The sequence below is a fragment of the Parafrankia sp. FMc2 genome (assembly GCF_041008525.1).
In the GTDB taxonomy this organism is placed as follows: Bacteria; Actinomycetota; Actinomycetes; order Frankiales; family Frankiaceae; genus Parafrankia.
The window spans coordinates 1-696 of record NZ_JBFLUG010000481.1; the positions used below are offsets into that span (position 1 = coordinate 1).

The following is a 696-nucleotide window of genomic DNA, read 5'->3' on the forward strand; positions in this document are numbered from 1 at the left end:
TCGTGCCCGTGCCGTGTGCCTCGACAGCGTCCACGTCGGACGTCGACAGCCCGGCGCTGGCCAGGGCCTGGCGGATCACCCGCTGCTGGGCCGGACCGTTCGGCGCCGTCAGACCGTTGCTCGCACCGTCCTGGTTCACCGCTGACCCCCGCACGACCGCGAGGATTCGTCGCCCCGCCTGGCGCGCGTCCGACAGACGCTGCACCAGCAGCACCCCGGCGCCCTCCGACCAGCCCGTCCCGTCCGCGGACGTGGCGAACGAACGGCACCGCCCATCCGGCGACAGACCCCGCTGACGGGAGAACTCGACGAACACGTCCGGGTTCGGCATCGCCGTCACACCACCGACCAGCGCCATCTCGGCCTCACCGGCGCGGATCGCCTGCACCGCCAGGTGCAGCGCCACCAGCGACGACGAACACGCCGTGTCCACCGTCACCGCCGGCCCCTCCAGACCGAACGTGTACGCCAGGCGGCCGGAGATCACGCTGGAGGCGGTCCCCGTCAGCAGACGGCCTTCCAGCGCCTCGTCGTCCTCGGCGGCACCAATGCCGTAGCCCATGTAGGTCGCGCCGATGAACACCCCGACCGGACGCCCACGCAACCCCGTCGGATCAACACCGGCCCGTTCGAACGCCTCCCACGACGTCTCCAACAGCAACCGCTGCTGCGGATCCATCGTCAGCGCCTCACGCG

Annotated in this window: 1 protein-coding gene; it reads right to left on the reverse strand. The window is 71.7% G+C overall.

Translation table 11 applies throughout. The features are described 5' to 3' along the window. On the reverse strand, nt 1-696 hold a 696-nt coding region (locus AB1460_RS38045), incomplete at both ends, for a polyketide synthase (protein ID WP_368967453.1).